A 26,658-nucleotide genomic window follows, 5' to 3' on the forward strand; every position below is an offset into this window, starting at 1 on the left:
CCTTTTCCCAAGATGTCAAAAGCATATCAAAAGTCGTTATTTCAGTTTTTTTATTTATTTCGTAAGGATTCAGGCACTATTTCCCGGATTTTTTCACACCCCGTGATTCGATGGCACGGGCGTGGGCCTCAAGTCCTTCCATGCGGGCAAATGCAGCAATTTTTTCTGCATTTTTGCGGAAGGCCGTTTCACTATACATGATGATGCTCGATTTCTTTTGGAAATCATCCACATTCAGCGGGCTGGAAAAACGGGCGGTTCCATTAGTAGGCAACACATGATTGGGACCTGCAAAGTAATCCCCTACAGGCTCCGAGCTAAAGCGGCCAATGAAGATTGCCCCGGCATGCCGGATTTTAGCCATAACTTCAAGTGCATCATCGGTCACAATTTCCAAATGTTCAGGTGCAAGTTCATTTATGGCATCAATAGCGTCTGCCATATTCCCGCATACAACAATTCTCCCATAGTCCCTTATGGCTGCTGCAGCAATATCATGGCGCGGTAGTAACGCTACCTGCTTGGTCACTTCTGCGGCCACTTCTTCTGCAAGAGACGTGGACGTCGTCACCAAAACACTGCAAGCACGGGGATCGTGCTCTGCCTGTGATAGCAAGTCAGCCGCAACTTCTGCGGCGATGGCGGATTCGTCCGCCAATACCGCTATTTCACTTGGTCCTGCAATCATATCAATGGCGACATCTCCGAATACTTCCCGCTTCGCTAGCGCCACATAAATATTTCCCGGACCCACTATTTTATCCACTTTTTTTATTGTTTCCGTCCCATATGCGAGAGCCGCTATTGCCTGAGCCCCGCCAACTTTATAGATTTCCGTAACTCCGGCAATTTTGGCTGCTGCCAACACCGCCGGCGATAATTTTCCATCTTTCCCTGGAGGAGATACCATAACGATCCGTTCCACCCCCGCTGCTTTAGCTGGCATCGTATTCATCAGTACAGACGAAGGATACGCCGCTGTGCCTCCAGGTACATAAACACCCACAGCATCAAGAGGTGTTAATTTTTGTCCTAGCATCGTTCCCGTATCATCAGTCATAAACCATGAATTTCGAATTTGTTTCTCGTGAAACAATTGAATATTATTTGCCGCTTCTTGAATAATATCAAGCTGCTCCGGAGTCATGGCCGCTGCCGCTTCCTCCATTTCCTGTTCCGATACAAGTAATTCCCCTAGACTGACACCATCGAAACTTTCGGTATAGCTATTTAAAGCGGCGTTTCCGCTTCTCCTGACTTCATAAATAATATCCTGAACCGCTTTTCTTTGATCGGCAGTACCTGCATCAACTGAACGTTTCAGTGAAATCCCTTCCGCAAACCGTTCTATTTTCATACGTTCACCTCATTTACTATTCAATAATTCCTGCTAGCCGATCGACAATTTCAGTAATCCTTGCTTCTTTAATTCGATAGCTGACAGGGTTTGCCACCAGCCTAGAAGTCACATCGGCAATTTTTGCATATTCTACGAGACCGTTTTCCTTCAATGTCCGTCCCGTTGAAACGATATCCACGATTCGTTCAGCTAAACCAATTAACGGTGCTAACTCAATAGACCCATTCAACTTAATGATCTCAACTTGCTCTCCCTGCTCGCGAAAGTAGCTGGAGGCAACATTCGGATATTTACTGGCTATTTTGGGGGCGATGTCACTTATTTTCGTACCAGGCAGACCAGCCACGGCTAAGTAGCAGGCACTGATTTTCAAATCAAGTAACTCATATACATCACGTTCTTCCTCCAACATGACATCCTTCCCTGCAATTCCAATGTCAGCAACGCCGTGTTCCACATAGGTTACGACATCCATCGGTTTAGCTAAAATGAAACGCAGATTCTCCTCTTCCACTTCAAGGATCAATTTCCGGGAATCATCAAACTCAGGAGGGAGACGAAAACCGGCCCTTCTTAATAGCTCTGCCGCTTCTTCAAATATTCTCCCTTTTGGCATCGCAATCGTTAAAAAGCTACTTTTCATCTTTTCCATTCCCTCCATTCCCTACAAATAAATGCACTTCAGAAAATGTTCTTGTAAAAGCATCGACATTTTGAACAACTGTAATATCTTGAATCGTTACCAATTTCCCTTCGGATCGTTTTGTTCTTGCAAATTCAATTGCTTCCAATCTCCGTTCGGGACTGAATAAAATACATTCCGGTGCGACAGGCTGCATCGGCTCCCCAAGAGCTTCGGCAAGGCGATCCACCCGGATTGCAAAACCTGTGGCAGGAGCATTCCAGCCGAACTTTCCAAGCAGATTATCATACCGGCCGCCATTGCCGATTGGCGAACCCACATGTCCCGCATACACTTCAAATAAAGTTCCCGTGTAATAACTCATATGACTGACCAATGTTAAGTCGAAGCTAACATATTGATCGACGCCAAATTCTTTCAACTGCTCAGACAATTCCTTCAGTTCAGCCAAAGAATCTTGCCCTTTATTATTTTCAACCAACCCTTGCGCCATTTTAAGGGTGCCTTCACTGCCTCTTAAGGAGGTAAATTCGATAAGCCGCTGTTTATCAATGGATGAAAGCGGCAGCGATTTTACATGCTCCCGAAAACCAACATAATTCTTTTCATAAAAAAACTTCCTTAATATAGAGGCTCTTTCCTCCGTACCTAGAATGCTTAAGAAAAATTCTTGTAAAAATCCGATATGTCCAATGGAAATCTTAAATTCCTGAAGACCGGCAGCCTTTAGAACATCCGCAAGCAGGGCAATCATTTCAGCATCTGCACTAATGGACTTATTTCCGATACACTCAATACCAATCTGTTCGAATTCTGCCGGCCGGCCTCCTTCACGCTGCTGTGCCCGATATACATTCGCAGAATAGGCCAGACGAAGCGGAATTTGCTGTTTTAATAATTTGGATGCTGCGACTCGTGCAATGGGGGCTGTCATCTCGGGACGAAGTACGAGCGTATGTCCCTGGGAATCAAGAAGTTTAAACAATTGTTGATCTAAAATTGCCGAAGCCTCACCAATTGTTTCATAATATTCCAAAGCAGGCGTTTCAATAAATTGATAACCCCACTTCTTGATTTCATCACTCATTTTATTTCTGGCCGATACTTTCGTTTCATACAGCACCGGCAATGTATCTCTCATGCCTAATGGTTTCTCAAACATAAATGGCTTCGTCACGACTGCACTTCCTTATGAAATATTGATTGCTATATATATCCAATCAGTCCGCCTAAAGGCAAAAACCAATGTCATTGCCATAATTCCTTTTTGTTTATCTTTCCAAAATTACAGGCTTAAATCCAAATTTCAGATAACATATAAAAATATTATCAAATAAAATGACATAATCATATAAATACTCACAATAATCTATCAAATCACTTTAGTTCGCTAATATGGTAGCAAGGTGAAGTTACTAATAGTTTACCCCTGCCCCAACCTAACGTCAAGAAAAAGGTGAGTAATCCCATTACTCCAATCCCATGACGGTCTTTGATATTTCTCATGACCGTTTTTAAAGTCAATTGGAAGGAGCCATACCCTTTTCCCCGGATAAATATTCCTATCTTTAGCCATTCATTGTTATAAATGTATACCTTTTGGTTTAGCTGTTTTATAATATTAGGAGTTTGGTATTATTATAAATTTTTAGGGGGAAATGGAATTGAAGAAATATTTTTCTTTTTTTGTGGCGCTTATCGTACTTTTTTCGCTTGGTTTTAGCGGAACAAAGAGTTTCGCCGCCACTAAGATCGACCAGGATGAGCTTAATGCATACCTTTCTGAAGTCAGAATGACTCAAGAAGAATTGGAAGAGTATTTAGGCTTTTACGACTTATCATTGAATGAATTGGAATCTGTAGAAGAGTTGCGTGATACATTAGGACCGGCCGTTACTCCTAAGACTTTACAGGATCTACTTAAAGAATATGAAATGACCGAAGCTGAACTTACGGAATTATTAATAGATTACGGTGAATTGGAAGAAGGAGATTCCATCATCGATACCTTCCACTTCATTTACGACATAGAAGATATCATCGATTTGGAAATGGGTTATGATGATGAAGATACGGAATATGATGATGAAGAGATCCTCGATTTAATGGATGGGCTCTTTTCTGAGATCGATCTTACAGACGAAGAGCTGGATAGATTCATGAACCACCTTTTACCTATCGTCGAGGATCCTTCTTTTGAAGATCGTTTAATGGCAATTTCCGATAGGATGAACCAACTCGATTATTTTGAAACAATTGATGAATTGTCTGCAGAGCAAGTGGCGGAATTGCTTTCTATATATAATGATCTGCAAAACTTGCTGCAAATTCAATTCAAATTCGCCTTAATTCAGGATGGCGTCACTACAAACCTATCCCTTGAGGCTTTATTCCAGCTTAAGGAATTGACGAATGCTAGTTTACTAGTTTCCATTTATGATTTAAACGGCAATCTATTGCTCGATTTTAAATTGACAGGTGAAATGATTGGTTCCGATTTAGTGAAAGAAACCGGGAATGACATCAAACAGTCCACTGAGGTCATTTCGAAAGTGGTTGAAGTAAAAAAAGAAAAGAAGAAGAAACCCGAGAAACACGCAAAACCCGTACATAAAACGGAAAAAGGCGGAGTGCTTCCTAAAACGGCTGGTAATTACCTATTCGGTGCTTTAATCGGTTTAGTGATGATGGGCATTGCTTTCGGATTAATTAGAAAAGCGAGACTTGCAAATTAAGGTGAGCAAAAATAGGCAATCCAGGCATAAGAGAAAATGGTTACTCATCACGGCTGTTTGCTTTTTAAGCCTTGGTTTTTATTTTACAACGACAAACGCCTATACACTATTAAAAGGCTATGCCATATATAAATGGAATAAATCTGAAACACCTGAGACGACGGAGCTGGTCGAGGCGACGGCTAAGCTCCCAGGACCGAAGACGAAAGCAGATATTCCCGATGGGCCTGAACTATATGATGAACGGCCAAAGACAGGGGATTTGATGGGTGAGCTTTATATTCCAAAAATCGAGGCAACACTCCCAATTTACCATGGAACGGATGAAGATGAACTCGAAAAGGGTGTCGGCCATTATGCAGGGTCTGTCCTCCCCGGTGAAAAGGATAATTCCGTTTTATCCGGGCATCGAGATACCATTTTTAGAGATCTGGGTGAAGTCGGTAAAGGTGACTTGCTGATAGCCAAGACAAAAGCTGGTACGTTTACATATAAAGTGAGGAAGGTTCGTATCGTCGATGCAGATGACCGTACCGTGATCGTTCCCAAGCCTAAAGCAACACTTACAGTAACAACCTGCTATCCTTTTTCATATATTGGTAGTGCACCGGAACGATACGTATTGGTTGCCGATTTATTGAAAACGGAAATAGATAAATGAGATATGGGGGCTGAAGTTGTTCAGCCCTCTCTTCATAAATCTTAAAAAGATTGTAGGTGGACAAGCTGAGTATGGATAAACAAGTGCAGGAAAAGTTTTTTCGAATCTTGAAAGACACTTATGAAACGACAGTGAACAAGGAAAATATATCGATTAACGAAGTCATAGATCATCTAAAGAATGAACTGACTCCGCTATACCCAAAATGCCATTAAAAAGACCTGCCGCATATTTGGGCAAGTCTTTTTTCATAAAGAAATTTGCTGATCCCTCTCAAGCATTTCCTCTTTCGTATATATGATTTTCATTGGATTTCCCCCGACGAAAGCTCCCTCTGGAACATCCTTATGGACAAGCGTCCCTGCAGAAACAATCGCTCCATTACCAATTGAAAGCCCTGGAAGAATGGTCGAATTGGCTCCAATCAATACCTCATCCCCAATGACTACATCTCCTAAACGATATTCATGAATCAAATATTCATGAGCGAGAATCGTCGTATTATAGCCAATGACTGTATTAATTCCCACGGATATTTTTTCAGGAAACATCACATCCGGCATGACCATCAAAGCAAACGAAGTATGCTTTCCGACTTTCATATGTAAAAAAGTCCTGTAAAGCCAATTCTTCATACCCAGAAAAGGCGTATAACGCGCTAGCTGTATCACCACAAAATTCTTTACGACTTTCCAGAATGGAACGGTCTTATACACATGCCATAGTGAATTTGCCCCTTCAACTGGATAGCGGAACGTGCGTCTCATTTTCTATCCTCCATGAGCTTTTCAACCTCAACGATATTCAATAAATCTGCCATCTGCTCAAGCATATAGTCAGGATGGTAACTTTCCAAAAATTCACGACCTTTAATGGACCATGAGACCCCTGCCGTTTTTGTCCCTGTGTTTTTCCCGCCCAAAATATCATGATAACTGTCACCAATCATGATCGCTTCCTCAGGAACCGAACCGAGTTGATTTAAAGCTTTTACCAAAGGCTCTGGGTCCGGCTTTGCTTTTTCAACCTCATCCAGCGTGACCACCACTTCAAAGAACTGATCCAGTTTGCTTAATCTCAGGCCCTTTTCGACGACATCACGTTTCTTTGTCGTAACGACCGCCAATTTATAGCCGCTCTGCTTCAATGTTTGAACGGTTTCGAATACCCCGTCAAATTGTGTGACAAGCAAATCATGGTTCTTCCAATTATGCTCCCGATAGAAAGCGATCATTTCATCCACCCGTTTTGGATCAATGGACGAAAAAGTATCAACCAAAGTCGGGCCGATGAATGTAATGATATCTTCCCGATTGAACTTTCCAGGACAAAAATGATTTAAAGTTTCTGTAAAAGAGGCGATGATCAATTCATTTGTATTGATCAACGTCCCATCAAGATCGAATAATAATGTAGTTATTTTACCGTTCATATACAGCTCCCTTTCTCTGTACTCTGTCAGTCCGATTCCAAATATACGCAACGGCCATCGTTAGAACAATAGCCGTGAGTAAGCGAATAAATAACAACGGCAAGACCGGAATCCCCAGTGGAATGAAAATCAGTGTGTCTTCTACAACTGCATGACAGGCAACTAAAAAGATGAATGCAATCGTCATATCCTTCTTCGAGACATTATCTTCTTTCGCTGCTTGAATCATTACGCCTGCCCCATATGCCAAACCAAGAGTCAAACCTGTCACGAAAGGCATCGAAGCATTCGGCTTCATCCCCAAAACCTTCATAAATGGAGCAAGGGCTTTTGAGAAGGCTTCCAGCCATTTTAAATCTTTCATGATTTGAACCACTACCATTAGCGGAATAACGATGACCGCCAGCTGGGCGATTCCGGAAAGGGCCTTGATGACCCCATGTAAAAGGATTGCACCCGCTCCGGTAATCTCAACAGTCTCCCCGATAGCCACTCCATGGGCCATTTCAGATCCGCCCTGCCAAACAAAATTGATGACGATTGCTGACAACAGCGCGAGCCCGATCCTTACTGTTAATATAATCCACAGCTTGACACCGGTTTTCATCGCCACACCTGACTCGATCAATAAATTATGTGAAAAAGATAGCATCATAGCGATAATGAAAACTTCTTTAACAGTCAAATCAAGCGTTAATATGCCCGCTATCGCTGCATACAAATTCAGGAAGTTCCCTAACACGAGCGGAATGGCCGCTTCCCCTGGAAGACCGATGAGATTCATTAAAGGAGCTATCAAGTTGATGATAAATGGTAATACAGGCGTATATTGAAGCACAGTGACGATCAGAGTAACTGGAAATATGACTTTTCCTAAAGACCAAGTTGTATTCAAGCCAGATAGAAGTCCCTTTTTAACCGAATCCACTATCACTATGCCCTCTCCCTTTACACATATTCCCTATTCATCTAAATATCTTTTGACTGCTTGCCCACTGACCCTTCTATAGACCACTAAAACAATGGCAACAACTACTAACACAATCGAGATAACTTGTGCGATCCGCAGTGATTCCGTCAGCATCAAACTATCCGTCCGGAATCCTTCAATGTAACAACGGCCGATGGAATACCATATCACATAGGTTAAAAATAGTTCACCCCTGCGCAGGTTCACTTTCCGTAAACTTAAGAGAATGATTACACCGACGATATTCCAAATCGATTCGTACAAAAAGGTTGGGTGATAGTACGTACCGTTTATGTACATTTGATTTATGATAAATTCAGGCAAATGCATATTTTCAAGGAATGACCTTGTTACTTCTCCCCCATGTGCTTCCTGATTCATGAAATTACCCCAACGGCCAATCGCCTGCCCCAACAATAAGCTCGGTGCAGCAATATCCACCAGCTTCCAAAATGAGACCTTCTTGACCTTGGCAAAAATTATGGCAGTTAACACCGCTCCAATCAATGCACCGTGTATGGCGATTCCGCCATTCCATATTTTTATGATATCCCCTGGGTTTTGTGAATAGTACTCCCATTGGAAGATGACATAATATATACGGGCACAAATGATCGCGATTGGGACGGCAAACAAAATTAAATCAGTAAATATTTCTTTATCAAGACCTCTTCGCTCCGACTCCCTTAATGCGATAATAAGACCCAATAACACACCGAAACCGATGATTAGCCCATACCAATGTACCTGAATGGGACCTAGATCAATCGCTATCGGATTCAGCGGCTGTATTCCTTGTTCCATTTTGTCTCCTCTTTTCCTATAACCTTTTAAAATTCATCATGTTCCGGATCTGCAATTGCATGGTTCAAGCGATCTGAAAACTGTTCTGCAGCATTTACTCCCATTCGTTTCAGGCGGTAATTCATGGCTGCCACTTCAATGATAACAGATAAATTTCGGCCTGGACGTACAGGTACGGTTATTTTCGTCACTTCTGTATCGATGATTTTCATTTTTTCTTCATCTAGACCAACCCGGTCATACTGCTTGTTTTTTTCCCATAGTTCCAGATTGATGACGATTGAGATCTTTTTATTGCTCCGGACTGCACCAGCTCCAAAAAGTGTCATTACATTAATGATTCCCAACCCTCTTATTTCAAGAAGATGTTCGATTAAATCCGGCGCATTCCCGACTAGCGTATCCTGGTCTTCCTGTCGGATTTCGACACAATCATCCGCTACGAGACGATGACCCCGTTTCACTAATTCCAAGGCTGTCTCACTTTTACCGACGCCGCTTTTACCGGTGATCAGCACACCTAGCCCATAGATATCCACCAATACACCATGAACAGCAGTAGTTGGTGCCAATCTACTTTCAAGGAAATTGGTCAAACGGCTGTATAATCGTGTTGTCTTCATACTAGACCTCATCACAGGAACGGATTCCCGCTCAGAAGCTTCAATCAACTCTATCGGCACTTCCTGACCACGCGTAATGATGATGCCTGGAGTAAAGTCCCTGCATAACTCTTCCATCCTTTGTATTCGCTCCGGTTCATTCAACCGATTAAAAAAGGACATCTCCGTCATACCTAAAAGCTGTACTCTATCCGCGGGATAGTAATCAAAAAAACCGGCTATTTCAAGTCCTGGACGAGATAGATCACTCGTCACAATTGGTCGGTTAATTCCTTCTTCCCCACTGATAAGTTCTAGGCCAAACGCTTCAACTATATCCTTTGTACGGACTTTTGCCATATATCTTTCCTCCTTTTGGAGCGATGCTATTTCTAGAGATACTTTTACTATTTTAGCATTTTTCTGTTAATAACCAAACAAAGCATTATCGATTTATTGATTTTTTATTCACTTCCTTCGGCTGATGGCAGCGGGAAGGTCCCTGTGAATAGGAAAAAGATGAGCTGAACATACATGAATCCTTACACTCGTTTCATGCCAATATAAGAAAGCCCGCCAGTTTATATCGGCGGGCTCACTTTGTAGACAAAAGTAGTCGGAAAACGTATCTTTCAACAAATGATGTTCCCGAACCAACTCCAAAGCCTTCAACTACTTAGGTATGGTTTCTATCTAAATTCAATAAAAAAGTTGATTGGAGAGGAGCGTGCGGGACTCCTGCAGGAAAAGTGCGTCCAGGGGAGAACCCCGCAGGCGCAAGCTAGGAAAAGCGATTGTCTGGAGCGGAAATCAACATCCAAATTGTACAAGACATAAAAAAAATGTAGGCAAACTCGATTTTCATCGGATTTGCCTACATTCTGAGCCCGCCAGTTATATCAGCGTACTTTATTTTTCTTCAGGAAACCGTTATCGCAGCAGTCTTGGTTTCTGCAAAAACATGAAGAACAGGGACCTCTTCTTTAACCGTTTTAAACTTAAGGACCTTTTGAACGACATCACTTTTCTCTTCGATGATGGTCATTCCTTCCAAGCTTACATTAAAGCTTCCTAAGTTGGATTTTAACTCTCCTTCAATCGCCTTACCTTGTGGCAGGATCAGCTGGACTTTTCCTGTAACTGACTTAGCATGTATTGAATCGCAATCCATCCCTGAATTTGTACAGACGATTTCCCCATTGAAAGTTTGAACATCCACTTTCTTGAAGTACCCATCGGCATTAATCGCTCCATTCAGGGTCTCAGCTTCCAAGTAATTAAAGTTGGTATCTGAAATGGTGATCATTCCATTACCCGTTTCAAGCTCACACGAATCACCTGTACCCTGCATGATATGAATGGCACCATTCGCTGTTTTTGCTTTAAGGTTCTCTGATTTCAATGACTCTGTCGTGATTGCACCATTGAACATCCTTACATGAATGTCATCATATTCCTTCCTTGGAATGTACATGATCGTATCGACCTTTATGGATTTTTCACGAACCTTGAACTTCATCTTTCCATCCTCGATCGAAAAATCGACTTCCTCCAAAAAGTTTTCCCTAGCTTCTTCCATGTCCTCCACCCGGTATACCTTAGCTTGGCATTCAACCCGGACATCATTCTGATTCCATGTAGCGATTCTTATTTTCCCATTTGCTATATCTACATCAACTTCATTTAGAAAATCATAATCATGTTGAAAAATATGACTGACCTCCACAGATTTCCCGAAATTGAAATCAAGGTCTGTTTCTTTGATTTTCTTAAAAGCAGTTTCAACGAAATCAATAATCTTTTCCTTCGATGACTGGATATTCTTCTTAAACGTATCCTGAGTGCTTCCTTCGCTTTGCTTATCCACGACAACCGTCGATAATTCATTTTGTAATTTCTGCTCTTTTGCTTCACTTTCCTGACTAGCTTTTTCTAACTCTTCTAAAAGGCCCATAGCTTCTTCCGCTGATAGCTTGCCATCTTGAATCATTTCTAAAATTTTCTTTCTTTCCTCCTGCATGAACATTCCTCGCTTTCTCCTATCATTTTATTTATACATACGCCCAGATATCTAAAAAGTTTCATAAATACCATTTTTCCCATCATTCGACAAAGGAAAATGACAATTTCCGAAAAGGGAAATGTACGATTTCCCCGGAAATATCATGTTTACCTATTGTTTAATCAAATGATTGATTAAATGCACATTGTCATTTTTCTACAAAAAAAACAAGCCGGCCGGCTTGTTCTTTTAAGCATGTTCATGCTCTTGCTCTTTTTCTTCAATCCAATTTTCCATGCGAATTTGATCACGAGTCAGTACTGGTTTTAAGTGTTTCCCCGTATATGATTCGGACACTTCACATATTTTTTCAGGTGTACCATAAGTGACGATCGTTCCGCCCTTGTCTCCGCCTTCCGGACCTAGGTCAATAATATGGTCCGCCGTCTTGATGACATCCAGATTATGCTCAATCACCAAAACTGTATCCCCATTGTCAACCAGCCGCTGCAAGACCTCAAGCAACCTCGCTATATCGTGGACATGAAGTCCTGTAGTTGGTTCATCCAAGATATAAAAGGAGCGCCCAGTGGAACGGCGATGCAATTCAGAAGCAAGTTTCACCCTTTGCGCTTCCCCCCCTGATAAAGTGGTCGCAGGCTGTCCAAGCTTGATATAACCCAAGCCAACGTCAAAAATCGTTTGTAGCTTACGTTTGATTTTCGGGATATTTTCAAAGAAACTAACGCCTTCCTCAACAGTCATATCGAGAATGTCAGAGATGTTTTTCCCTTTATATTTCACTTCAAGCGTTTCCCTGTTATAACGTTTCCCATGACAGATTTCACATGGGACATAGACATCAGGGAGAAAATGCATTTCAATCTTGATAATGCCATCACCACGGCAAGCTTCACAGCGGCCGCCCTTCACATTGAAACTGAATCGTCCTTTTTTATAACCGCGGATCTTCGCTTCATTAGTCGAGGCAAAAACGTCACGAACATCATCAAATACACCTGTATAGGTAGCTGGATTTGATCTTGGCGTTCTACCGATCGGTGATTGGTCAATATCAATGACTTTGTCTAAATGCTCAATGCCCTTGATCTCACGGAAATCTCCTGGTCTAGCTTTGGCCCGATTCAGCTTTTGAGCCAAAGACTTATGGAGGATCTCATTCACCAATGTACTTTTCCCTGATCCCGAGACTCCTGTAACGGCTGTAAAGACTCCAAGAGGGAATTTTACATTAACGTTTTTCAAATTATTTTCCTTGGCACCCTTTATTTCAATGACACGGCCATCATTCTTCCGGCGTTCCAATGGCAAAGGAATGAATTTCTTCCCTGCTAAATATTGGCCCGTTAACGATTTAGGATTATTCATGACCTCTTCCGGAGTCCCAGCGGCCACTATTTCTCCCCCATGGGCTCCAGCTCCAGGACCAACATCGATCAAATAATCCGCTGCAAGCATCGTATCTTCATCGTGCTCAACAACAATCAGGGTGTTCCCGATTTCGCGCATATTCTTTAACGTTTCAATTAATCGATCATTATCCCTCTGATGCAGCCCTATTGAAGGTTCATCTAAGATGTACAGGACTCCTGTCAATCGGGAACCGATCTGCGTCGCCAATCGTATACGTTGCGCTTCGCCGCCTGATAATGTTCCTGCCGCCCTGCTCAACGTCAGATATTCCAAACCTACATTGGCTAGAAAACCGAGCCGCTCATGAATTTCACGTAAAATCAATCTCGCAATTGCAGCTTCCTTTTCAGTCAGATCAAGCTTATCGAAAAATACTAACGCATCTTCCACTGATAAAGCTGTTGTTTCACTTATATGGGCCCCTTGTATGAGCACAGAAAGACTCTCTTTTTTCAATCGGTGACCCTTACAGGTTGGACAGTGGTGTTCTGACATATATTTCTGCATTTGCTCACGAATAAAGTCTGAACTCGTCTCCTTGAAGCGCCTTTCAATGTTTCTTAAAACTCCTTCAAAAGGAATATATCCTTCTTGCACTCTTCCAAAATCATTTTTATAACGGAAATAAATCTTATCTTTACCTGAACCAAGCAAGACCTTCTCCAATTTATCTTCCGGTAAATCTTTAACGGGCATATCCATATCTATCGCATAATGGTTGGCTACCGCTTCAAGAAGCTGGGGATAATATTGAGAACTCGTCGGCTCCCATGGCGCAATAGCATGCTGACGGAGGCTTAATTCCTTATTCGGGATGACCAGATCACGGTCCACCTCAAGCCTCGCCCCCAAACCATCACAATCCGGGCAGGCTCCAAAAGGGCTATTGAAGGAGAACATCCTCGGCTCTAACTCTTCAATCGAAAATCCGCAGTATGGACAAGCATGATGTTCACTGAACAGCAGCTCTTCTTCACCCATAACGTCAATGATGACCTTGCCTTCGCCAAGCTTCAAAGCACTTTCCAGTGAATCTGCCAGCCGCGCCATGACACCCTCTTTAATGACGATCCGGTCTATTATGACTTCAATCGAATGTTTTTTATTTTTTTCGAGAGTGATCTCATCACTAAGATCATGCATTTCCCCGTTCACACGAACTCGGACATATCCTTGTTTCTTAACTTCCTCCAAAACCTTTGCATGTGTCCCTTTTCTGCCTGAGACAAGCGGTGCCAATACCTGGAGCTTGGTTCGCTCAGGGTAATCAAGGATGCGGTCCACCATTTGCTCAATCGTTTGTGAGGTGATTTCAATATTATGGATCGGACAGGTCGGCCTGCCCACCCGTGCATATAACAGCCTTAAATAATCATAGATTTCCGTAACAGTCCCCACGGTTGAACGAGGATTTCGACTGGTCGTTTTCTGGTCTATGGAAATGGCTGGTGACAAACCTTCAATCGCATCGACATCCGGTTTATCCACTTGGCCCAAAAATTGACGCGCATAAGCGGACAGTGATTCCACATAACGCCTTTGCCCTTCTGCATAAATCGTGTCAAAGGCCAAGGAAGACTTTCCAGATCCGGATAATCCGGTTAGCACAACAAGTTTGTCTCTCGGTATCGTGATATCAATATTCTTTAAATTGTTGGCCCTGGCGCCTTTTATCACAATTTTATCCATTGCCATGTTTCGTCACCCTTCCGCTTTTAGCTCTAGTAATAAATCACGTAGCTCGGCAGCTCGCTCGAAGTCCAGTGCCTTAGCAGCTTCCTTCATTTCTTTTTCCATGCTTGCCATCACTTTAACACGCTCTTTTTTAGGGAGCTTCGCGAGGCTTGGTGCAAGATCTTCTTTATACGCTTCTCCTTCTTCGGCTACATGTGTGGCCCTGATGGAGTCTCGGATATCCTTTTGAATGGTTTGAGGCATTATTCCATGCTCTTTATTATAATTTTCCTGTATTTCACGGCGCCGCCTCGTTTCATTGATGGCAAGTTCCATCGAATTCGTGATGCGGTCTGCATACATGATAACGTGGCCGTTTGCATTACGGGCTGCACGGCCCATCGTTTGAATAAGCGAACGTTCCGAGCGAAGGAACCCTTCTTTATCGGCATCCAGAATGGTCACTAATGACACTTCCGGAATATCCAGGCCTTCCCTTAATAGATTGATTCCGACAAGTACATCATATTTGCCCATTCGCAGTTCCCGGATGATTTCTATCCTGTCTAAGGTCTTCACTTCCGAATGGAGGTATTGGACCTTGATGCCAATTTCCTTTAAATAATCAGTTAAATCTTCAGACATCTTTTTCGTTAAGGTCGTAATGAGGACACGTTCGTTCTTTTTGACCCGCTCCTGTATTTCACCGATCAAGTCATCTATCTGTCCTTCAATTGGCCGCACTTCAATCGTTGGATCCAGCAATCCGGTTGGACGGATGATCTGCTGAACCATTTCTGGCGTATGTTCGAGTTCATATGGTCCCGGAGTTGCCGAAACGAATATGGATTGGTGGACCTTTTTTTCGAATTCTTCAAATCTTAGAGGGCGGTTATCTTTTGCAGACGGCAGACGGAAGCCATGATCGACAAGCACTTGCTTTCGTGCCTGATCTCCATTGAACATGCCCCGGATTTGCGAAAGGGTAACGTGTGATTCATCCACGACCAATAGGAAGTCCTCTGGAAAGTAATCCATTAAAGTGTATGGTGTCGCACCTGATGGGCGAAGCGTTAGATGGCGGGAATAGTTCTCTATCCCTGAACAAAAACCCATTTCCCGCATCATTTCCAAATCATAACGGGTCCGTTGCTCCAAGCGCTGTGCTTCAAGAAGTTTTTCATCTTCCCTTAATTCCTTTAATCTCTCTTCCAGTTCCATGTCGATATTCTGAATGGCTATCCTCATTTTCTCTTCTCGGGTTACGAAATGGGAAGCTGGGAAAATAGCGATATGTTCGCGTTCACCTGTGATTTCACCAGTCAGGGCATCGACTTCACGGATACGGTCTATCTCATCTCCGAAAAACTCGACCCGTACACAATGTTCATCGCGTGATGCCGGGAAAATTTCAACCACGTCACCGCGAACGCGGAAAGTTCCCCGTTGAAAAGCAATATCATTCCGCTCATATTGAATATCCACGAGCCTGTGGAGCAAGGCATTTCGGTCTATTTCCATGCCTGTACGGAGAGAAACAACCATCTCCCTGTACTCTTCCGGAGAACCCAGCCCATATATGCACGAAACACTGGCAATGATGATGACATCTTTCCTTTCGAACAATGACGAGGTTGCCGAGTGACGCAGTTTATCGATTTCATCATTGATGCTTGCATCTTTTTCGATGAATGTATCAGTGGAGGGAACATAAGCTTCTGGCTGGTAGTAATCATAATAGCTGACGAAGTATTCAACGGCATTATTAGGGAAAAACTCTTTGAACTCACTGTAAAGCTGCCCTGCCAACGTTTTATTGTGGGCAATGACAAGTGTCGGTTTATTGATTTGTTGAATAACATTCGAAACGGTAAACGTTTTCCCTGTCCCCGTTGCCCCCAATAATGTCTGCATTTCCTTTCCCTCTTTAATGCCTTCGACAAGCATTTCAATTGCTGCAGGTTGATCTCCTTGAGGAGAGTATTTTGAGACTAACTCAAACTTATCCTTCACCAAGCATAGCCTCCTATTGAAATATTTTTATATGAAAACGGGACATGAGCATATCCCTTCTATTTATTCCGGTTTAAGAAAGTATATATACTCATTCTACCACAATAGCCTCAAAACAAACCAGCAATAAGCGAACATCCATTCTACTTTTTAGTTTTATGGACTCATGGTTTGTTGAGGGAAATGGAATGTTTTTAGAAAAAAAAAGCACCTTTGATGTCAGGCGCTCTTGGATGTTCGTTTCATCATTCTTTTTGATAACCAAAATCCCACTGTAAGGGATAAGGCATCAACGATGATCAATAAGTTTGTATGCGTATAACCTTTATATGCAGAAGCTGTAATCAAGGCAACAGTTAAAACAAGGCCCACGACATTGTTATAGGTGACTCTTGAAAATAGCATGACAAGTAGACAAGGAAAGAAAAGGGCAGAAAGAATTTTAATCATTTTTTCATCTCCTTTATAAGAGAAAAATAGAGTAGTTTCAGTTTAAATGATTATGAAGTTTTTTGCCAATTAATTTCCCACTAGTTTTTCAAAAGCATCCTTAGAAGATCGTTCCACCCACCCATCCATCAATTATGCCCATAAAAAAAAGAGGCAAACCCCTTTTAAAGGGATGTTTGCTTCTTTTCAGACCAATCAATATGGATCGGCTTCATGTCCTTTTCTAACTGCGGCCTCCGGATTATCCGTACCACCCAGAGGTTTTGAAGATTCCGTATGTTTAGAAGCCGAGGCTAATCCCTCTTTCAATCTGCGGCCATACTCTTCATCAGCCTCTTCAGCGAGGGCAATCATTTTTACCTGAATGCGCTTGTCGGCAGGAGCCAATGCCGACACTAAATTGGAGATTAAATCATCTTTTTCCCAATCTTCGAATTCACGGAATGTTTCACCGGCCTGCTTCGTATTGCTTTGGCGATCGATTGTCTCACGGACAAGTTTCCCTTCTACCATAGGTGTATACTCCTTGCCCGTCTGTTCAGCTTCTTTCAAACCGCCAACTGTTGATGGTTCGTAGTTGATGTGGGGGCTTTGGTTCCCCCTGCCAACTTCATATTGCATCTGTCCGCCAGTCTGATTCGTGGCTGTCCGTTTCTTTGGAGCATTAATCGGCAATTGCAGGTAATTCGCGCCAACACGGTGACGCTGTGTATCGGAATAAGAAAAAGTACGTCCCTGTAACATCTTGTCATCCGAGAAGTCCAATCCATCCACTAGGACACCCGTGCCGAATGCAGCCTGTTCCACTTCAGTGAAATAGTCTTCCGGATTCTTATCCAATACCATCGTACCGACATGTAGCCATGGGAATTCATCTTTCGGCCAGATCTTTGTATCGTCCAGCGGGTCAAAATCCAATTCAGGATGATCGTCATCACTCATGATCTGTACGTTTAGATCCCATTCCGGGTAGTCCCCACGTTCGATCGCTTCATATAAATCCTGTGTGGCATGATTGAAATTCGTAGCTTGTATTTCATTAGCCTCTTTCTGGGTCAGGTTCTTGATCCCTTGTTTCGGTTCCCAGTGATACTTGACAAGTACGGCTTTGCCCTCCTCATTCACCCATTTATAAGTATTGACCCCTGACCCTTGCATCATGCGGTAATTGGCAGGAATGCCCCAAGGGGAAAAAACAAACGTAATCATATGAAATGTTTCTGGGGAGCTGGAGCAAAAATCGAAAATCCTTCTTCCGTCCTGGATATTCGTAACCGGATCCGGTTTGAATGCATGGATCAGATCAGGGAATTTCATGGCATCTCGGATAAAGAATATCTTCAGATTATTCCCTACAAGATCCCAGTTCCCATCTTCCGTATAAAATTTTACGGCAAACCCCCTGGGATCACGTAGCGTTTCCGGTGACGTCCCTCCATGAATAACAGATGAAAATCTCACGAATACCGGTGTTTTTTTACCTTTTTCCTGAAAAACCTTCGCTCTCGTATATTTTGAAATCGGCTCTTCTCCTGCTTTACCAGTCGGAACAAAATAACCATGTGCACCTGCACCACGGGCATGCACGACACGTTCAGGAATCCTCTCCCTATCGAAGTGGCTGATCTTTTCCAGGAAATCGTAGTTCTCAAGTGTACTTGGACCTCTGTTCCCTACAGTTCTAAGACTCTGGTTATTCGTTACGGGGTGCCCTTGCCTGTTCGTTAATGTTTCTTGCGCTTCATCATTGGTTTTTTTGGATTTATCAGACAAAAAAATCCCTCCTTTGTTAATAAAAGCCAACACACTATACTTTCCCCTATTCCCTTTATTTCACTCTTCAATCTTCAAATTTAATAGAAATCAGATAAATAATCGCTTTTCTCCTATATGTGAATAAGTATATTTTCACTCCATTAATAACGCCGCTTCATAAAATCGAAAAAACATATAAGGAATCGAGGTACAAAAACGCGTAATTTGCAGGATATTAGAGCTAATAAACAACTGCCATTTTAGTTGGATCAGGATTCATTCCCAATCCTACGGAAGAAAAACTGTTAGCACCCAGTAACTATCAAGATACGCTGCAAACGGGATTCATGATGGATTGAAGCTTTAGAAACATGAAGGGAGCATACCCATTTTTGTATAAGCTAGCAAAACCCAAATATAATGAAGTAAGGATAAAAAACAAAAAGCGGGGTGCCTTCATTGGACGAATCAATATTAGGAAGACTTGGCAGGATGATGACTGGAAAAACCAGTCGTTGGATTGTCATTGCTGTATGGATAATTACAGCAATTCTATTAACCTTCACATTGCCTGCAGTAAATGATCGAACAGCGAATAATGCCGCTGACTTGCCTGCAGACTCTGCTTCTGTCGTGGCTGATGAACTTATTAACGAAGAGTTTCCGAATTCTTCAGGATTACCAGCCCTGCTGACATGGCATCGGGAAGGCGGACTGACAGCAGCCGACTTGGCCGAAATCCAGTACATCTCCAAAGAACTTACAGATAACCCACTTACACAGCAATCTTTTTTACCACCGCTTCATGACATCCCATTGCCTGCTCTGCAAGAATCAGTTTCAGAGGATGGAACGACTTTCGTACAGCCGCTTTTCTTTAAGGAAAAGACCGGGACTGCCATTCTGGAAAAAAATCTTGGAACCATTAATGAAATAGTATCGGAACGCATTGGGTCGGACCCATTCAAGGTCCCGACGGATTCAGATGAAATATCCCTTCGAGTGACTGGCCCTGTAGGGATATCCGTCGATGCAACGGGATTATTTTCAGGTGCTGATTTCCAATTGCTTTTAGCGACTGTAATACTTGTACTTGTTGTCTTATTACTCATTTACCGTTCCCCGCTTTTAGCCATCATTCCGCTAATCGGAGTAGGCTTCGCCTATCTTGTCACAAGTCCGATCCTTGGATATATGGCAGACCATGGTTGGATTACAGTCGATTCACAGGCCATTTCAATCATGACCGTATTATTATTCGGTGCCGGAACGGATTATTGTCTATTTTTAATCGCTCACTACAGAAGTGAATTAAGGACTCATGAAAGTAAACGGGATGCCATGATCGCGGCATTCAAAGATTCATCAGGCGCGATTGCGATGAGCGGCCTTACGATCGTCATTTCCCTACTAACATTGCTTGTAGCCAAATACGGAGCCTATCACCGTTTTGCTGTACCATTCAGCTTGTCCATTTTAATCATGATGGTAGCGGCTTTAACACTTGTACCGGCATTGCTTTCTGTATTCGGTAGGGCTTCCTTCTTCCCAATCGTTCCTCGCACACCAGAAATGGAAGAAGCACGTGCTAAGAAAAAGGGAAAAGCCGTCAAAAAATTTAAAGGATCAGGCCGAATCGGTAATTGGATTGGTCATATCGTCACAACCAAACCATGGACCGTCATTCTTACATGCCTGATCATCTTCAGTGTTTTAGCTGGATATTCTTCGCAAATAAAATATTCATATGATATTCTCTCTTCTTTCCCTAAAGATATGAACTCCCGGGAAGGCTATACTGTCATATCCAACTCTTACTCACCAGGCGAACTGGCACCAGCGACAGTGGTTGTCGATACGGATGGTAAGGATATCGATTTGTCGGATGCATTAAAAGGGATGAGCATCGTTCAAAGTGTTGCTGATCCAGTTACAAGTAAATCAAATAAAAATCTGCAATCCTATGATGTCACATTCAACATAAACCCATATGATATCGAGGCCATTGATTCAATTCCAGAAATCCGCAACATGGCGGAGAAAGAATTGAAGGCGGCCAATGTCTCTTCAGTTGATGAAAAAGTTTGGGTTGGCGGGCAAACTGCGACACAATTTGATAAAAGGGATACCGTAAAAGCCGATGAATTCATGATCATCCCGATTATCATCGTCCTGATTTCCTTGCTCCTTTTAGCCTACTTGCGATCTATGACAGCCATGGTGTATTTAATGGGAACAGTCATACTCTCATTCTTTGCGGCTATGGGCTTAGGCTGGATAATCTTGCACTATTTCATGGGTGTGGATGCCATAGAGGGGACAATTCCACTTTATTCATTCGTATTCCTGGTTGCACTTGGAGAAGACTATAACATTTTCATGGTTTCAAGCATTTGGCGCAAGAAAAAAACGATGCCAATCAAGCAGTCCATAAGAGAAGGCGTTACAGAAACTAGCGGTGTGATCACTTCCGCCGGAATAATCTTGGCAGCCACTTTTTCCGTTCTTGCCACACTTCCCATTCAAGTATTGGTTCAATTCGGGCTCATTACCGCCCTGGGTGTGTTAATGGACACATTCATCGTACGCCCTTTCCTGGTTCCTGCGATAACCGCCCTACTTGGCCGACGTGCCTTTTGGCCGAGTAAAGTGACTAATCAACAAGTGAAACAACATGACAATTTATAAAGAAAGGTAATCACACCTCTTCTTAAAAGGCCCTGTGCCCCTTAAATGCACAGGGTTTTTACACGTTTTCTAAATAAAGGAAAACTTTCAGTTGACACTATTACTTTCACCTCTTATAATTACATTAAGTTCAAGTATCTCAAATTAAAGATATATAAATTCAAGATTAATATTCAGGAGGAATAACCATGACCAATACAAAATGGACAGTCGACCCGACTCACAGTTCTATTGAATTTTCTGTAAAACATATGATGATCGCTAAAGTAAAAGGAAGTTTTAGCAAATTCGAGGCAATCATTTCAGCAAATCCATCGGATCTAACAACTGCGGATATCGAGTTTACCGTTGATGTGGCCAGTATTGACACACGCAATGCAGATCGGGATAATCACTTGCGTTCTGCTGACTTTTTTGATGTAGAAAAAAATCCTACATTATCATTCAAATCAACAAAAATAGTAAACACGGATGATGATGAATACGATGTAACAGGTAATGTAACCCTTAACGGAATCACACAAGAAGAAACTTTCGCCATCACCTTCGAAGGCCAAGGAAAAGATCCATGGGGTAATGAAAAAGCAGGCTTTAGCGGAAAAGGGAAAATTAAACGCAGTGATTATGGTTTAACCTATAATGCAGCATTAGAAACAGGCGGCGTACTAATCGGGGATCAAATCACTCTAACCATCGAAATCGAAGCAGCTAAAGAAGCTTAATGAAATAAAGAAGCAGCCATCGCTAGAATGACTGCTTCTTTCTACATTTACCGGATTTACGAATTCCTCGTTTTATACAGTAAATAAATGAAGTATGGAGCCCCGATGCTCGCTGTAAAGACACCAGCCGGTATTTCCAAAGGTGAGAATAAGGTCCGTCCAACCAAATCCGCCACCATAACCAGGATGCCACCTAGCAAAGCTGAAGTCGGCAATAACACTCCAAAACTCGAACCAACCAGCCTTCTAGCCATGTGGGGTGCCATTAATCCCACAAAGCCTATTCCTCCAGCAAAAGCTGTAGAACCACCAATCAATGCTGTACTGATCATCAATAATGTAAATCGCTGTTTTTGGACATGCCCCCCAAGCCCCGTTGCAAGGTCATCGCCTAGCTCCTGTAAATTAATATTTCTAGCATACAGAAAGGCAAGTAAAAGGAATAGAATCGTCCACGGAGCAAGCACAGCAATATTACTCCAGCTGGAGTTTGACACTGATCCCGTGATCCAAAGGTTTGCCTGGCTCGCTAGAAAGACTGGGCCAAGAATCATCATCATTGTTGTGAGTGCCTTCATTAAAGCCATCACCCCAATCCCGATCAACACAAGCCTTATCGGGGGAACCCCATTTTTCCAGGCTAAGGAATAAACAAGTAAAGCTACGACTGTCGCCCCAATGAATGCAGCTAACGGCAGCCAATTGATGCTCACCGTTAACGAATGATTCTTGTCGCTAAAAATGGCCATGAAGCCAACGACCGCTACAGTCGCTCCTCCTGTTATCCCCAAGATGTCAGGGGAGGCAAGTGGATTTCGAATCATCCCTTGCAGGATTCCTCCAGCTACAGCAAGACCCATCCCTACCAAGAGAGCAACGATTATTCTAGGCAGCCGGAAAGATTGGATGATAAGCCGATCGCCCTCAGTTCCCCCTCCGATAAAGACCTGGAGGACACTCAAAGGATGTATATTCATTTCACCCACTCCAGTACTGATCACAAATACTAATGAAGTGACCAAAAATAATATAAAGATCACGATCATGGCTTTTTTATCCATTAAGAATGATATTTTTTCATTAAAAAAACGAAAGCTCTTAAACGATTTCATCGACCGCTGAACCCCTTTCTAGCTATATAAATAAAGAATGGGGTTCCGATTATGGCTGTCATGACTCCAACCGGAACTTCTCGAGGCATCAGGATATACCTGGATATGATATCTGCTGTGATCAAAAGCACCGCTCCGAAAAGTCCAGAGAACGGAATCAACCAGCGATGATCAATGCCTACTATTGAACGGGTAAGATGCGGAACGACAATTCCTATAAAACCAATCGGGCCTGCAACCGCCACTGATCCTCCAGCGAGCAGAATGATTGCCAGTCCCAGAACAATTTTAAGGAAAATTATATTCAGTCCAAGACCTTTTGCAACATCTTCACCCATGGATAACACATTCATTTTACCGGAGACGACCAAGGCAATGCCCCAGCCAACAGTAAGATAAGGGAGGACGGCTATTAAATTGTCTAAACTTCTTCCGGAAACTGATCCAGCAAGCCAGAATAGGACTTGCTCTAAAAGGGCCTCGTTGGAAACGAGAAGACCTTGTGTCAGTGAAGATACCATGGCAGTCATGGCTGCACCGGCCAATGTCAGCTTCATCGGTGTCAAGCCGCCCCGCCCCATGCTTCCTATCATATATATGCTTATCGCGGCTATTGCTGCCCCTATAAAAGACAACCAAGTGAATACTTGAAGATTGCTTATCCCAAAAACGGTGACCCCAGTGACAACCGCCAATCCCGCGCCTGCGTTGACCCCGAATATATCTGGAGATGCGAGGGGATTTTTAGTCAGCGTTTGCATCAAAACCCCCGAGATGGCTAAACTTGCACCAATTGCCGATGCGATCAGGGCCCGTGGAAGTCTGACTGATTGAATGACAATGTGTTCATTCGTCCCATTGAAATGGGTAAAAGCATCAATGGCCATTTGCCATGTTGTATTTGTATATCCGTATACAATGCTTGAGCATAGTAAAAAAAGCAACAAAAGAATGGTAATGAATAGCCCCATCCATTTCTGCCATGAATTTTTTAATAACATAACCAGTTACCTTTCCAATCACGTTTGTAAATCCTTATTTTATTCAATTGTACTGGCGTTAACAGGATTATGTCAATGATTTTGAGAATCATTTTCAATTATATATTGACAGAAAAGTATATTCATTTTATGATGATGCTGGTAAGTGCGAATGATTATCATTTGCTTTAAAATTGGGAGGGATACATAGATGTTTAGATTAAAGTCACTTTTAACGATTTTTACAATATTTGCAGTCTTCCTTTTAGCAGCTTGCGGGAATTCGAAGGATCAAGCCGAAGGAAATAAAGCTGAAGACAAGAAAAAAGACACAAGCTACACAATAGAGCATGCCATGGGCACTACCGAATTGAAAAAAACGCCTAAAAGAGTGGTCGTTCTAACAAATGAAGGCACTGAAGCATTACTTGCTTTAGGAATCAAACCTGTTGGTGCCGTTAAATCATGGCTTGGTGACCCTTGGTACGACCATATTAAAGATGATATGGATGGGGTCGAAGTTGTTGGTGTTGAACATGAAGTTAACTTAGAGAAAATCGCATCACTGAAGCCTGATTTGATTATCGGAAGCAAGATACGCCAAGAAGCTGTTTATGATAAGTTAAATGCAATCGCCCCTACCGTTTTTTCTGAAACGCTAAGAGGAGATTGGAAAGAAAACTTTAAACTATATGCGAAAGCCTTGAACCTTGAAGAAAAAGGAAACGACGTAATTGCTAAATTCGATAAACGCACAGAAGATCTTAAAGCTAAATTGGGTGATAAGGTAAATCAAAAAGTTTCCATTGTTCGTTTCATGGCTGGAACAACTCGTATTTATTATACAGATTCATTCTCTGGAGTGATTTTCGATCAATTAGGATTTAAACGTCCAGAACAACAGAAGGAGCTGTTCACTCCAAATAATAAATTAGGCAACCTTGCCATCGAGGTTGGGAAAGAAGCCATCCCTAAAATGGATGGAGATATTCTCTTTTACTTCACCTACGCTCCTGAAGGCGACAAACAAGCACTAAGCTCTGCAAAAGAGTGGACTAATGATCCACTTTGGAAAAACCTTGATGCAGTCAAAAAAGGAAATGCTTATGAGGTTAGTGACGCAACATGGAATACGGCCGGCGGAGTAATAGCAGCTAATAAAATGCTGGACGATATAGAAAAAATCATGCTTAAAAAGTAAAAATACGGATCGCGATCCTACTGAAAACGGCCTTTCTCGATATAAGATTCGAGAAAGGCCGTTTTACTTTACATTCATGCGCTTCGCTTAAATGACTTACCCCGCTTGTCCACTTTCCTTTAATTGATCGTCAACGAACAAGATGCCCAATTCGTAATGCTCCCCGTCAAATAGGGCTCTTTGCACAAAACGAATCTGTTCATTATTATCGATGACCTCAAGCTTGCAATGCGCCCGGTTTATTTGTAGCGCCCTGTATAACTCTTCTTCTTCCCTGACGACGACACCATTTATTTTCGAAATGACCTCCCCTTTAAGCAACCCCATCTTATCTGCCGGAGATTGAGGGATTATGCCTAAGATCTGGACACCAAGCTTACTTTTTGAAAAATAAAAAGGGAGCTTTTCATCCATTGCCTTTTGGGAATAATGCAGGAATTCTCGACCCAGGATTGCTAAAATGGCCGTAATGATTGCCAATGGCGGGTACCAGTAACCAACTGCCGCTAATAGCGTAATCACAAATCCCAATGCTCCTATCTTTTTGCCTTGCGCCCTAATGGCCTGTTCCGGGAGCGTCCCATGAACTTTTTGCTTGAAGCCGATTAAAATGGGAAGCACGATTGGCGACAGATTTATGTCCCCGATTGAAAAAACCGGATACCATTCGAAAGGCGCTGGAAGCTGTCCTCCTGGAATCATAACGAACATTGGAATTAGCCAGATTCGCTGTGAAACATACACACCTATCGGCTGCCCCCTCTTGGATACCTCCAACTGTGGGGATACCCTTTTACTTCCATTGCCTACAATCAAAAACCCTTCAGCAATCAGCAATAACCCTATCAAAATAACAAGTGTCGGATATACGGACTGATCCAGCTGATTAAATGCATCCTGAAATACCGTCAGCTTGATATCTCTATCATATAAAAAGAAAAGGATAAAGAAAGTGAGTCCCACTGTATAAACGGGGGAAACGAACCTCCTTTTCATGGATAACATAGACAAGATCGTAACCCCTGCCATGATGAACAGCGCCGCCAAGGGAATGGTGAGTCCCAAAGCCAACGTGAGGACAGAAAGGATTAATCCCCATATCAACCCTTGAGGTAACATGGAACGCAGCTCCATGGAAATACTGTAGATCTTCGTATTAAAATCATGGCGTTCCCGTTTAACGCGAAGATAGCCGATGAATAAACAATATGCAATCGAAACATAAAGCAAAGGATGAAGGAAGAGTTTTCCTAATCCCATTAAGCATGCTATCAGCCAATCCGTTGTCAATTTCTATCCACCATCCTCAAAAGTAATCAAAATTTTGTTGAATTTCGTTCTGGTCATATACCTCCTATTCTATCAAAAATGTAACCTCCCTGCCTATTAAGATGCAGAAAAAGTAGCTTTATCTTTTGTT

At 42.5% G+C, this 26,658-nt stretch carries 22 protein-coding genes; 6 read left to right on the forward strand and 16 right to left on the reverse strand.

Annotation, left to right across the window (positions count from 1 at the left end):
* Positions 1–76: 76 nt before the first annotated feature.
* The 3 genes from hisD to SB775_RS03585 are packed head-to-tail and all read right to left on the reverse strand — an operon-like array spanning position 77 to position 3,180.
* A complete protein-coding gene (hisD, locus tag SB775_RS03575; protein ID WP_410860545.1) occupies positions 77–1,357 on the reverse strand; it encodes a histidinol dehydrogenase in 1,281 nt (426 codons plus the stop codon).
* A 16-nt stretch (positions 1,358–1,373) separates the two neighbouring features.
* Positions 1,374–2,003, reverse strand: a complete 630-nt coding sequence (gene hisG, locus SB775_RS03580) for an ATP phosphoribosyltransferase (RefSeq protein ID WP_061466290.1) — start codon at positions 2,001–2,003, stop codon at positions 1,374–1,376.
* Complete coding sequence (locus tag SB775_RS03585; protein ID WP_410860546.1) at positions 1,993–3,180, reverse strand: ATP phosphoribosyltransferase regulatory subunit; 1,188 nt, start codon at positions 3,178–3,180, stop codon at positions 1,993–1,995. The genes hisG and SB775_RS03585 overlap by 11 nt, the downstream gene beginning before the upstream one ends.
* Positions 3,181–3,667: 487 nt before the next feature.
* Between SB775_RS03585 and SB775_RS03590 the strand changes: the two genes are divergently transcribed.
* The 3 genes from SB775_RS03590 (at position 3,668) to SB775_RS03600 (ending at position 5,614) form a co-directional block, all read left to right on the forward strand.
* Positions 3,668–4,738 carry a processed acidic surface protein gene (locus SB775_RS03590; protein ID WP_410860547.1) on the forward strand — a complete coding sequence of 357 codons (1,071 nt, stop codon included), beginning with the start codon at positions 3,668–3,670 and terminating at the stop codon, positions 4,736–4,738.
* Positions 4,728–5,399, forward strand: coding sequence for a class D sortase (locus SB775_RS03595; RefSeq protein WP_410860548.1), 672 nt, complete (start codon positions 4,728–4,730; stop codon positions 5,397–5,399). The genes SB775_RS03590 and SB775_RS03595 overlap by 11 nt, the downstream gene beginning before the upstream one ends.
* A gap of 71 nt (positions 5,400–5,470) precedes the next feature.
* Entirely contained in the window at positions 5,471–5,614 is a 144-nt protein-coding gene (locus tag SB775_RS03600) for a YwzD family small protein (RefSeq protein WP_410860550.1), read from the forward strand.
* 33 nt (positions 5,615–5,647) lie between these two features.
* Here SB775_RS03600 and SB775_RS03605 read toward each other — a convergent pair whose 3' ends face one another.
* The 10 genes from SB775_RS03605 to SB775_RS03650 form a co-directional block, all read right to left on the reverse strand.
* Positions 5,648–6,166, reverse strand: coding sequence for an acyltransferase (locus tag SB775_RS03605; protein ID WP_410860551.1), 519 nt, complete (start codon positions 6,164–6,166; stop codon positions 5,648–5,650).
* Positions 6,163–6,831 (reverse strand): pyrophosphatase PpaX, encoded by a 669-nt coding sequence (gene ppaX, locus SB775_RS03610; RefSeq protein WP_410860552.1) that lies wholly within the window; start codon positions 6,829–6,831, stop codon positions 6,163–6,165. Before ppaX ends, SB775_RS03605 begins: the two co-directional genes overlap by 4 nt.
* Complete coding sequence (locus SB775_RS03615) at positions 6,821–7,765, reverse strand: nucleoside recognition domain-containing protein (protein ID WP_410860554.1); 945 nt, start codon at positions 7,763–7,765, stop codon at positions 6,821–6,823. Before SB775_RS03615 ends, ppaX begins: the two co-directional genes overlap by 11 nt.
* Before the next feature lie 27 nt (positions 7,766–7,792).
* Positions 7,793–8,605: a prolipoprotein diacylglyceryl transferase gene (gene lgt, locus SB775_RS03620; RefSeq protein ID WP_410860556.1), complete on the reverse strand. Its 813-nt coding sequence runs from the start codon at positions 8,603–8,605 to the stop codon at positions 7,793–7,795.
* A gap of 26 nt (positions 8,606–8,631) precedes the next feature.
* Positions 8,632–9,567 (reverse strand): HPr(Ser) kinase/phosphatase, encoded by a 936-nt coding sequence (gene hprK / locus SB775_RS03625; protein ID WP_061465574.1) that lies wholly within the window; start codon positions 9,565–9,567, stop codon positions 8,632–8,634.
* Between the two features lie 559 nt (positions 9,568–10,126).
* Positions 10,127–11,233, reverse strand: coding sequence for a DUF4097 family beta strand repeat-containing protein (locus tag SB775_RS03630; protein ID WP_410860557.1), 1,107 nt, complete (start codon positions 11,231–11,233; stop codon positions 10,127–10,129).
* A 225-nt stretch (positions 11,234–11,458) separates the two neighbouring features.
* Entirely contained in the window at positions 11,459–14,338 is a 2,880-nt protein-coding gene (gene uvrA / locus SB775_RS03635; RefSeq protein ID WP_410860558.1) for an excinuclease ABC subunit UvrA, read from the reverse strand.
* Between the two features lie 6 nt (positions 14,339–14,344).
* Positions 14,345–16,330, reverse strand: a complete 1,986-nt coding sequence (gene uvrB, locus SB775_RS03640; RefSeq protein WP_061466296.1) for an excinuclease ABC subunit UvrB — start codon at positions 16,328–16,330, stop codon at positions 14,345–14,347.
* Between the two features lie 219 nt (positions 16,331–16,549).
* On the reverse strand, positions 16,550–16,780 hold the full coding sequence (locus SB775_RS03645; protein ID WP_061465576.1) for a CsbA family protein: 231 nt from the start codon (positions 16,778–16,780) through the stop codon (positions 16,550–16,552).
* A gap of 195 nt (positions 16,781–16,975) precedes the next feature.
* Complete coding sequence (locus tag SB775_RS03650) at positions 16,976–18,559, reverse strand: catalase (RefSeq protein ID WP_410860686.1); 1,584 nt, start codon at positions 18,557–18,559, stop codon at positions 16,976–16,978.
* A 468-nt stretch (positions 18,560–19,027) separates the two neighbouring features.
* On the opposite strand from SB775_RS03650, the gene SB775_RS03655 reads away from it, so the two are divergent.
* Positions 19,028–21,223 (forward strand): MMPL family transporter, encoded by a 2,196-nt coding sequence (locus tag SB775_RS03655; RefSeq protein WP_410860687.1) that lies wholly within the window; start codon positions 19,028–19,030, stop codon positions 21,221–21,223.
* Between the two features lie 188 nt (positions 21,224–21,411).
* On the forward strand, positions 21,412–21,945 hold the full coding sequence (locus tag SB775_RS03660; protein WP_089361956.1) for a YceI family protein: 534 nt from the start codon (positions 21,412–21,414) through the stop codon (positions 21,943–21,945).
* Between the two features lie 56 nt (positions 21,946–22,001).
* Here the strand turns inward: SB775_RS03660 and SB775_RS03665 are convergent, their stop codons facing one another.
* Positions 22,002–23,057, reverse strand: coding sequence for a FecCD family ABC transporter permease (locus tag SB775_RS03665; RefSeq protein ID WP_089361957.1), 1,056 nt, complete (start codon positions 23,055–23,057; stop codon positions 22,002–22,004).
* Positions 23,054–24,058, reverse strand: coding sequence for a FecCD family ABC transporter permease (locus SB775_RS03670; protein ID WP_410860559.1), 1,005 nt, complete (start codon positions 24,056–24,058; stop codon positions 23,054–23,056). The genes SB775_RS03665 and SB775_RS03670 overlap by 4 nt, the downstream gene beginning before the upstream one ends.
* 190 nt (positions 24,059–24,248) lie before the next feature.
* Between SB775_RS03670 and SB775_RS03675 the strand changes: the two genes are divergently transcribed.
* Positions 24,249–25,238, forward strand: a complete 990-nt coding sequence (locus tag SB775_RS03675; RefSeq protein WP_061465581.1) for an ABC transporter substrate-binding protein — start codon at positions 24,249–24,251, stop codon at positions 25,236–25,238.
* Between the two features lie 96 nt (positions 25,239–25,334).
* Here SB775_RS03675 and SB775_RS03680 read toward each other — a convergent pair whose 3' ends face one another.
* Positions 25,335–26,528 carry a PDZ domain-containing protein gene (locus SB775_RS03680; protein ID WP_289336837.1) on the reverse strand — a complete coding sequence of 398 codons (1,194 nt, stop codon included), beginning with the start codon at positions 26,526–26,528 and terminating at the stop codon, positions 25,335–25,337.
* Positions 26,529–26,658 lie beyond the last annotated feature (130 nt).

This window comes from Peribacillus sp. SIMBA_075, from assembly GCF_046534585.1.